Source organism: Cupriavidus sp. HMR-1 (assembly GCF_000319775.1).
Classification (GTDB): Bacteria; Pseudomonadota; Gammaproteobacteria; order Burkholderiales; family Burkholderiaceae; genus Cupriavidus; species Cupriavidus metallidurans.
Genome location: NZ_ANKP01000176.1, coordinates 1 through 10,087, shown reverse-complemented (window position 1 = coordinate 10,087; position 10,087 = coordinate 1). Strand labels below are relative to the sequence as shown.

8 protein-coding genes are annotated in these 10,087 nt (G+C 67.1%); 6 read left to right on the top strand and 2 right to left on the bottom strand.

Translation table 11 applies throughout. The annotated features are described in order from the left end of the window. Both D769_RS19640 and D769_RS19635 read right to left on the bottom strand, forming a co-directional pair. Positions 1–1,406, bottom strand: a 1,406-nt coding sequence (locus D769_RS19640; protein ID WP_008648645.1) for a DUF6600 domain-containing protein, incomplete at its 3' end; no start/stop codon positions are given. A 188-nt stretch (positions 1,407–1,594) separates the two neighbouring features. Further along, complete coding sequence (locus D769_RS19635; protein ID WP_008648643.1) at positions 1,595–2,920, bottom strand: GGDEF domain-containing phosphodiesterase; 1,326 nt, start codon at positions 2,918–2,920, stop codon at positions 1,595–1,597. A 221-nt stretch (positions 2,921–3,141) separates the two neighbouring features. Here D769_RS19635 and D769_RS19630 point away from each other — a divergent pair, with 221 nt between their 5' ends. The 6 genes from D769_RS19630 to D769_RS19605 all read left to right on the top strand — a co-directional run. Continuing rightward, the gene (locus D769_RS19630) at positions 3,142–4,812 is read left to right on the top strand and encodes a methyl-accepting chemotaxis protein (RefSeq protein WP_008648635.1); all 1,671 of its coding nucleotides are present in this window, start codon (positions 3,142–3,144) and stop codon (positions 4,810–4,812) included. A gap of 27 nt (positions 4,813–4,839) precedes the next feature. Beyond that, complete coding sequence (locus D769_RS19625; protein WP_008648633.1) at positions 4,840–5,313, top strand: chemotaxis protein CheW; 474 nt, start codon at positions 4,840–4,842, stop codon at positions 5,311–5,313. Then, positions 5,310–6,602 carry a protein-glutamate O-methyltransferase CheR gene (locus D769_RS19620; RefSeq protein ID WP_008648632.1) on the top strand — a complete coding sequence of 431 codons (1,293 nt, stop codon included), beginning with the start codon at positions 5,310–5,312 and terminating at the stop codon, positions 6,600–6,602. Before D769_RS19625 ends, D769_RS19620 begins: the two co-directional genes overlap by 4 nt. Further along, entirely contained in the window at positions 6,595–7,329 is a 735-nt protein-coding gene (locus tag D769_RS19615; protein WP_008648631.1) for a chemotaxis protein CheW, read from the top strand. The genes D769_RS19620 and D769_RS19615 overlap by 8 nt, the downstream gene beginning before the upstream one ends. Continuing rightward, on the top strand, positions 7,326–9,629 hold the full coding sequence (locus D769_RS19610) for a hybrid sensor histidine kinase/response regulator (RefSeq protein ID WP_008648628.1): 2,304 nt from the start codon (positions 7,326–7,328) through the stop codon (positions 9,627–9,629). The genes D769_RS19615 and D769_RS19610 overlap by 4 nt, the downstream gene beginning before the upstream one ends. Continuing rightward, positions 9,626–10,087: response regulator (locus D769_RS19605; RefSeq protein WP_008648624.1), on the top strand; the 462-nt coding region annotated here is incomplete at its 3' end. The genes D769_RS19610 and D769_RS19605, both read left to right, overlap by 4 nt.

Here is a 10,087-nt window from a genome sequence, read left to right as displayed (position 1 = left end):
AGCCCGCGCGGCTGGGCCGCGCCAATCAGGCTGGTCTTGACCGGCGCCATCGGCGGCGCGCCAAAGTTGCCTTCACCAGCGGGCAGATGCCGCCACTCGTCGCGCGTACGGGCACGCGGCACCGGTCGGCCCTCCACGAAGCTCCGTGACGACATGCCAGAGATCGCGCCAGGTACCTCGCGGTTGTTCCAACGATCCCGATCGCCACGGGCGATAAAGTTGTTGTTGATCGTGACGTTGTTGATGCGCGTGACATAGGTCGGGCTGGCGCGATAGATCGGCCGATACACATCGCGCGGGCCCAACGGATACCAGGCCACCCCCGGCCCGCCGCCGATGCTGATCGTCGCGCTCACGCCACCGACGAATCCGACCACCGCTGGCGCATAGTAAGGCCGCACCGAGATCGGCCCCGGCACCCATCCCCAGCGGTTGCCGAAGTAGGCCCAACGCCCATAGTGAGAAGGCGCGAAGCCCCACGGCGCGTCGTCGACCCAGGTCCAGCCCCAGGGCGCCACCCAGGCCCAGTAGCCCGAACTATAGGGCGCCCAACCGGCTGGCTCGGCGCGAGGAAACCACACCGCGCCATAGCCCGGGTCTTGCTGCCAGTCACCATAGTCGTCCAGCGCGGTATAGCCCGTCATATCGCGCGGAACATAACGCGCCGATACGGACTCATCCTCGCGCGCGTCGCGCGCGGCCGTCCACTGGTCGAAGCTGTCGGGTCCACCAACGTTGCCCGGACCGGCATCCGCGAGATCGGCACCCGCAAAGCGCATCCGCTGCCCACGGCTCATTTCGATCGAACGCGTGTCGCCATAAAGCACGGCGGTGCCGTGGCGGATCGACACCTGCGTCGTGGTGCCGTCGGGGGAAACGTCGAGCCGGTAGTCGCCCGGCTCACGTGGCACAAACGCCAGATTGGGTGTATCAATCTCCACTTGCTGGTCGGGTGGCAGCGCGCGCACGCGCAACTGGAGCGTGCCTTGTGTCAGTTTTACCTGCGTGGTGTGATCGTCGAGGTTCAGCACCCCTGCGGCGGTGCCGCCACCCAGTCGGATCGCAGTGGCGCCGGCGTGAAGTTCCGCTCGGCCGCCCGGATCGACCCAGACCCGGTCGCCAGTGGTCACTGGCCGATTCAGGCCGATCGCAGCCCATTCGTCGGAGCCCGCCGGAGCAAAACTGAGGCCGCCGGCCGCATCGGTTACCGTGGCAATGCGCGAGGAAGGGTCCGCCGACTGTGCAGTTTCCGGGCCGGCGGGCACTCCGGCTCCGCCTTGCCCCTGCTCGATGTAGCCAGGAGGCATGTTCGGGTTATAGCCCTGAGCGCCGGCCGGTGCCTGCGCGAGCAGCGCGGCCAGGCCGAACGCCACAGGCGCCAGCGCGAATCTTGTATGGGATTGCATGTGTGTTACCTGAGTCCGGTGGGCCACCGCGCCCACGCGCGGCCGCCATCGTGGCGACCTGTCAGTGCCACCCTACATCTGATAACGATGCAGAGTTCTACCTGTGTACCGGACTTTGTAAGTACATATTTCCCCGCGGCCCGGCCGGGCGATGGGGGATAAAGGTGGAAACAAATCCGTCGCCGGTGTCAGCGCGGCTGGCGGCGGAGGTGCTCTGTCAGGAGGTCAGCGGACATCGGGCGCCCATAGAGATAGCCCTGCGCCTCGACGCATCCGTTGGCCAGCAGGAATTCCCGCTGGGCGTTGTTTTCCACCCCTTCGGCGACCACGCCGATGCGCAGGCTCTGCCCGACGTTGATGACCGAACGCACGATCGCCGCATCGACACTGTCTTGCGTGACGTTGCGAATAAACGACTGATCGATCTTGAGCCGGTCCACCGGGAAGGATTTCAGGAAGCTCAGAGATGCATAGCCGGTGCCAAAATCGTCGCAAGTCAGCGTCACGCCATCGCGGCGCAGCGCCTGGAGCTGGCCCGACACCTCGTCGCCCTGCTGCAGTGCGATGGTCTCGGTGATCTCGATCTCCAGCCGGTCGGGCGGCAGCTCGAGCGCCCGCAGCACATGGCGGACCTCGGTCAGCAAGCGGCTTTCGGACAGCTGGGCGGCAAACAGGTTGATCGCCACCCGGGGGGCGTCGGGAAACGTCAGCGACCACGCCCGCGCCTGCGCGCAAGCCGTGTGCAGCAGCCACATGCCGACGTCCGCCGCCACGCTGCTCGCGGCCAGGGCGTCGATAAACGCGGCCGGGGCCAGCAGGCCCAGCGTCGGATGCCGCCAGCGCATCAGTGCCTCCGCGCCCAGCACGCGGCCATCCCGCAGGTCCACCTGCGGCTGGTACAACAGTTCGAACTGCCGCTGGGCGTAGGCTTCCCGCAAGGCCTGGACGAGCGACAGTCGCGTCATCACATCCGTGCGCATCTGCGGCTTGAAGAAGCGGATCGTGCGCCCGCCATCGTGCTTGGCCCGGGCCAGTGCCAGGCTGGCGGCTGCCAGTACATCGGAAGTGGTATCCCCGCCGGTCGGCATCACGCACGCGCCCAAGCTGGCCAGCACATGGTGGCGGCGGCCGTTAAGTTCGTGGGGGGCAGACAGCATCGACAGGATGGCGGCGCTCACGTGCCGCACCAGCGTCGGGTCCGAGATGGAGGTCAGCAGCACGGCGAACTCGTCGCCGCCCACGCGGCCAACCACGGCGTCGCGCGGCGCGGCATCGCGCAGCCGGCGGGCAACTTGCTGGAGGATGGCATCGCCCTCCATATGGCCATGCATGTCGTTGAACGCGCGGAAATCGTCGATGCCAACCAGCAACAGGGAAAAGCGGGGCGTCGCCTCGCTATGCAGGCGCGTTTCCAGCCGATTCAAGAATGCCTGGCGAGCGACCACGCCGGTCAGCGGATCGACATCCGCCGGCGGCAAGGCACCAGTCGCCTGCGCCTCCGACTTGGCCACCATCCCTGCCCTATCTGTTGTGATGAACATGTTCCCTGCTCAAGCTATTTGGCAAGTGTGACGAAAACCTTGGAAAATGCAAGCGCTTCCAATTTCCGGCGCAACGGCGCAACGCCCCGGGCACCGCGTTGAAATGGCTTGGGCGTTACAGTACCCTACGCCGCAAAAGGCTACCACCCAAACGAGGGATACCCCCAACTGGGTGACGGCGCCCGCCCCAACGCATGACCCAGCCCGCCCCGAGCCCGGCGGCCTCACCGGAGACGATCCTGATCGTGACCCACTGGACCATCCGCACCCGCATTCTGGCGAGCTTCACCATCATCCTGCTGGTCATGGCACTGATGAGCGGCGTCGCCTACCGACGGCTGTCCGCCATCGAGCACGAAACCACCGTGATGCGCACCGATGCGCTGCCGGGCCTGAACTACAGCGCCGGAATGCGCGGGGTCTGGGGCGAAATCTACGTGCTGGCCTGGCAGACGGTAACCGCGGCCGATGCTCCGCAGCGCGCCCGCCTGCTGACGCAGACGCAGGACGCCATGCAGCGTCTGGACCGTTTGGAGCAGCAGTACGACGCCACCATCGTCCGTGACGACGACCGGGCCCGCTTCCACAACTACCAGGCCGTCCGCGCCCGGTACCAGCAGGCCGCCCAGCCGTACCTTGACCCTGCTCAGTGGAAGGATGCCGCCACAGCCCAGGCCGCCCTGCGCGGCAGCGCGCACGACCTCTGGTCTGATGGCCGGAAGTTGCTGCAGGACATCGTCGACGACAACGGCAAGGTCAATGAGCGGGCCTCCACTGGCATCGTTGACTCGGTGGTAACGGCCAAGGTCAGTATCGAAGTGGCATTCGGCATCGCCGTGCTCGCCGCCCTGATCGCCGGCTATCAATTGCTACGCGCCATTACGGTGCCGATGGGCAAGATCGTCTCGCTGCTGAAGACCATGCGCGGCGGCGACCTGCGCCAGCGGATGGTGCTGCATCGGCAAGACGAGTTCCAGGCCGTGGAGGAAGGTTTCAACCAGATGGCTGACGAGCTGACGTCGCTGGTCGGACAAGCGCAACGCTCGGCAATTCAAGTCACTACCTCGGTCAACGAGATCGCCGCCACGGCGCGCCAGCAGCAGGCCACCGCCACCGAAACGGCCGCCACGACCACGCAGATTGGCGCGACTTCGCGCGAAATCTCGGCTACCGCGCGCGACCTGGTCCGCACCATGAGCGAGGTTTCCCACGCCGCCGACCAGACAGCCGGACTGGCTGGCACCGGTCAGGTGGGTCTGTCGCGCATGGAAGCGACGATGAACCACGTGATGGAAGCCGCCGGCTCGGTTAACTCCCGTCTGGCCACGCTCAACGAGAAGGCCGGCAATATCAACCAGGTGGTGACCACCATCGCGCGCGTGGCGGACCAGACCAACCTGCTGTCGCTGAACGCCGCGATCGAGGCCGAAAAGGCCGGCGAGTACGGCCGCGGATTCTCCGTGGTGGCCACCGAGATTCGTCGCCTGGCGGACCAGACCGCCGTGGCCACCTACGACATCGAACAGATCGTGCGCGAGATCCAGTCGGCCGTGGCCGCCGGGGTGATGGGCATGGACAAGTTCTCGGAGGAAGTCCGCCGCGGCATGTCCGAGGTCACCCAGGTGGGCGACCAGCTTTCGCAGATCATCGGGCAGGTTCAGTCCCTGGCGCCGCGCGTGCAGATGGTCAACGAAGGGATGCAGGCGCAGGCAGGCGGCGCCGAGCAGATCAATCAGGCGCTGATCCAGCTGTCCGAAGCCGCGCAGCAGACGGTGGAGTCGCTGCGTCAGTCCAGCCAGGCCATCGACGAACTGACGCTGGTTTCCAACGAACTGCGCAGCGGCGTCTCGCGCTTCAAAGTCTGAGCAGGCGACCCCGGAGCCGCCATCGCCATGGCCCTTTTCCTGCTCTTCCGCATCGGCGCCGATCGCTACGCGCTCGATAGCGCCGAGGTGGCCGAGGTCCTGCCGCTCGGCCCCGTCAAACAGATACCCGGCGCGCCGGAGTGGGTCTGCGGACTGATGACCCGGCACGGACAGCCCGTGCCTGTCATCGACATCACCGCGCTGGCCACCGGCACACCCGCCACCGCGCGCGCCAGCACCCGCACCGCGCTGGTGCATTATCGGCGCGCGCGCGACGCCGGCACCCAGCCTCGCGTGCTTGGCCTGCGGCTCGAGCACGCCAACGAAACGCTGCGCTGCGATCCCGCATCGTTCATCGATGGCGGCATCGACCCGACACACGCCCGCTATCTTGGACCGGTGCGCCACGATCCGCGTGGCCTGATCCAATGGGTACATGTCGGTGCGCTGCTGCCCGACGCCGTCCACGCCATGCTGTTTTCCGCAACGTCCCCGGCATGACCGACGCCCCCCATCCGCCCACCTTGATCGAGGCGCTGCTGAAGGAACGCATCGGGCTTGATGCCGCATCGGTCGGCCGAGGCACGATCGCGCGCGCGGTGGAAGAACGGCGCCAGGCCCTGGGCGCCGATGACCCCGCGGCCTACTGGAACCTGCTTCATGCGGTGCCGGACGAGCTGCAGGCGCTGATCGAGTCCGTCGTCGTCCCGGAAACCTGGTTCTTCCGGCACCGCGAGGCACTGCTCGCGCTGGCCCGATTCGCCGCGCAACGGGTGTTCGGGGCCGGGGAGCCGATGCTACGCATCCTCAGCCTGCCCTGCTCGACCGGTGAAGAGCCCTATTCGATCGCGATGGCGCTGCTCGACGCCGGGATTCCGGGCAATCGCTTCCGCGTCGATGCCATCGATATCAGCGCACGCGCCCTGGAACGCGCGCGCGCCGCTGTCTATGGCGACAACGCGTTTCGCGGCCAGCCGCTGGACTTCCGTGATCGCTACTTCATGCCGGTCACCGGCACACCGGCGACCTATCAACTGCTGCCAAAGGTCCACAATCAGGTACGGCTGCTATACGGCAACCTGATAGACCCCGACTTGCTGAGGCACGAAGCGCCGTACCACTTTGCGTTTTGCCGCAACCTGATGATCTATCTCGATCCGGCCACGCAGTGCGAAGCGATCCGGACCCTGCGCCGCCTGACCCGGCCAGACGGCATGATCTTCGTTGGTCCCGCGGAAGCAAGCCTGCTGACGCGCGAGGGGCTGGCCGGCGCAGGGGTCCCGCTGGCCTTCGCCTTCCATGCTCAGCCAGCCGCCAGCCCATCGAGCCACGCGCCAGCAGCGCAAATGGTGCTGCCGCCACAGCCCGTGATCACGAGGGCCCGATCGGCCGCCACCACCCCGGCAAGGCACGCAGCGCCCGTGTCGGATGTGGCGACGAGCAGCCCGTCAGCGCAGCCAACACCCGCGCCCAGCCGCGAAGCCGCGCTGGCTGCCATGGCAGCCATGGCCGATCGCGGCGAACTCGATCGCGCCCTGGCGGCGTGCCAGCAATTCCTGGCTGAGCACGGGACATCGGCCGACGGCTGGTGTCTGCTGGGCGTGCTGCACGATGCCTCGGGCCGCGCCACCGAGGCGCACGCGGCCTACCGCAAGGCGGTGTATCTCGACCCTGGCCATGAAGAAGCGCTCTATCATCTGGCCGCCCTGCTCGACAGCGGAGGCGATACCGCCGGCGCGCACCGCTTGCGCGAACGCGCCCAACGTCATGCCCGAATGAGCCATGACTGAACCAAATTCACTGTTGCCCCATGCCGCCCCGGCAAGCGCCATCGACGACTGCTGGCGCCGCATCGGCGTGACCGGCGATCGCACCTGCCCGCTACTCGCCACGCACATCACCTGCAGGAATTGCCCGGTCTACGCCCAGGCCGCCTTGGTGTTGCTCGACACACTGGCCATCGACCCGATCGTCCAGCCTGCCAGCGATAGCGATACGCCCATCGACCCATCGTCAGCCGACCGGCTGGCCGGAGAGTCGTACATGGTGTTTCGCGTCGGCGACGAATGGCTGGCCTTGCCGACGGCCGCGCTGGGCGAAGTCACTGCGCCTGCGCTGGTCCACTCGCTGCCACATCGGCGCCATGCCGCGCTGATCGGGGTAGCGGCCGTGCGCGGCGCGTTGCTGACGTGCATCTCGCTGGCGCTGCTGTTTGGCGAATCCGCTGAATCCGCTGAATCCGCTGAATCCGCTGAATCCAACGGGCGTGGCGGCCAGGATGCCCAGCGCGCGGCGCGCTTCCTGATTCTTGGCCAGGGACGCAATGCGATCGCGCTGCCCGTTGCCGAGGTAGCCGGCGTCGAGCGCGTCACGCAGGATGTCTTGCTGCCCTTGCCGGCGACGCTCGCGCGCGCCTCCGCCCGCTATTCACGCGCGCTGTTCGATTTCAACGGCCACAGCGTCGGTCTGCTTGATGCCGACCTGCTGCGGCAGGCGTTGACCCGGAGCCTGTCATGAATCCGGAACAACTCCGTGATGCCTCGTTGCTGGACCTGTTCGCGCTCGAAGCCGACGCGCAGGCCGATGTGCTCAATGCCGGCCTGCTGGCCCTGGAACGCGATCCCACGGCAGCCGTCCAGCTCGAGGCTTGCATGCGCGCCGCGCATTCGCTAAAAGGGGCCGCGCGCATCGTCGGGCTCGACGGTGGCGTGCGCGTTGCGCATGTGATGGAGGATTGCCTCGTCGCCGCGCAACGTGGCGGCCTTCTGCTGAGCGCCGCCCATATCGATGCGCTGCTGCAAGGCACTGACCTGCTGCAGCGAATCGGCCATCCGCCCGATGGCAACGCCAACTGGCCGGAGCTTGGCGGCAAGGCGGAGATCGACGCTTTCGTCGCCCGTCTCGAGGCGCTGCTCGATGGTGGCGCGGATGTGGCGGCACTGGCAGCACCGACAGTGTTGCCGTCGGCCGCCGAGCCCTCGCCGCCGGAGCCCCCGTTATCCACGGTCGATCGCCCGTCAGCGAGCACCGTCGCGCCGGCGCAGCCACAGGAGTACTCCGGCAACCAGGAACGCATCCTGCGCGTCAATGCCGAACGGCTGGACCGGCTGTTGGCGATGGCCGGCGAGTCGATGGTGGAGACGCATTGGCTACGGCCGTTCGGCGTCGCGATCCAGCAAGCCAGGCGTCAACAGATGCGCGTGATGCAGGCGCTCGATGGCGTTCAGGCGCTGCTCGACAGCCCCGATAGCACCGTGCCACGCTTGCGGGCGGCACTGATGGAGACTCGCCAACTGCTCGAGGACAGCCACGGCCAGCTCACCCAGCGCGTGGAAGAATTCGACCAGTACGATCACCGCCAGAGCGGACTGTCGCGCCGCCTGTACGACACAGCGCTGTCGTGCCGGATGCGCCCGCTGGCCGATGGCATCACCGGTTACTCGCGCATGGTGCGCGACCTGGGCCGCTCGCTCGGCAAGCGTGTCCGACTGGAGTTGTCCGGCGAGCAAACCCAGGTCGACCGGGACATTCTGGAACATCTCGACGCACCGCTGGCTCACCTGCTGCGCAATGCGGTCGATCATGGCATCGAAGCGCCGGAGACGCGCCGCGTCGCCGACAAGCCGGAAGAAGGCCGGGTATCACTCCATGCGTGGCACAACGCCGGCCGGCTTGTGATCGAGATCTTCGATGACGGCGCAGGCGTCGATCTGGAAGCGTTGCGCGCCGCCATCGTGCGGCGAGGCCTCGCCCAGGCGGACACCGTCGCGCGGCTATCGCAAGCCGAGTTGCTCGAGTTCCTGCTACTGCCGGGATTCAGCATGCGCGAGACGGTTTCCGAGGTCTCCGGCCGCGGTGTCGGGCTCGACGCCGTGCAGGACATGGTGCGTGCCGTGCGGGGCAGTCTGAGGCTTTCGCAGCAGCCCGGCAGCGGCCTGCACTTCCATCTCGAGTTGCCGCTGACGCTGTCGATCGTGCGGGCGCTGCTCGTGGAAATCTCGGGCGAAGCCTATGCATTCCCGCTGGGCCACGTGCTGCGTGCCGTGGCCGTGCGCCGCGAAGACATCGAACAGACCGAGCAGCACCAGCACTTCCGCCACGACGGCAGGCCGGTGGGACTGATCAGCGCCGCGCAGGTGCTTCAGCGTCCCGAGCGTGGCCAGGATGGAGATACCGTCCCCGTGGTCGTCATCGGCGAGCAGGATCGCGTGTATGGCCTTGCAGTGGATCGCCTGATCGGCGAGCGATTGCTGGTGGTGCAGCCACTCGCGCAGGCCCTTGGAAAGATCAAGGACATCGCGGCGGGCAGCCTGACCGACGATGGCACGCCGGTCCTGATCTTCGACGTCGAGGACATGCTGCGGTCGGTGGAAAAACTCGTCTCCGATGGCCGCATCGAACGGGTGCGCCATGGCGGCGAGGAAACGACCCAGACACGACGCAAGCGCGTGCTGGTGGTGGATGACTCGCTGACCGTGCGCGAACTGGAGCGCAAGCTGCTGAGCGGACGCGGCTACGACGTGGCCGTCGCGGTGGACGGCATGGACGGATGGAACGTGCTGCGCGCGGAATCGTTCGATCTGGTGATCACCGACGTCGACATGCCGCGCATGGATGGCATTGAACTCGTCAGCCGGATACGGAGCGATGCCCGCCTGACGCATCTGCCGGTAATGATCGTCTCGTACAAGGACCGCGAGCAGGATCGCGAGCGCGGCCTGCAGGCTGGCGCGGATTACTATCTGGCCAAAGGCAGCTTCCACGATACCGCGCTGCTCGACGCGGTACGTGACCTGATCGGCGAGGCACGCTCATGAGAATCGGCATCGTCAATGATTCCGCGCTGGCTGTTACCGCATTGCGGCGCGCGCTTGCGCTGGACGCCACACTCGAGATCGCCTGGATCGCCGGCGACGGCGAGGAAGCCGTGCGGATGGCGGCGACCCAGACTCCTGACCTGATCCTGATGGACCTGCTGATGCCGGTCATGGACGGCGTGGAAGCCACACGGCGCATCATGGCCGAATCGCCGTGTGCGATCGTCGTGGTGACCATGGACCTCGGCCGTAACGCGAACCAGGTGTTCGATGCCATGGGGCACGGTGCGATCGATGCCGTAGACACCCCGACGCTCACCGACTCCGACACCAAGCTCGCGGCCGGCCCGCTATTGCGGAAGATCCGGAACATCGCACGCCTGCTTGGCGGACGCGCGCAGGCGCCCCATCCGCTCGCGGCGGCCACCAAGACGCCCACCGCGCCCCGGCTGGTCGCG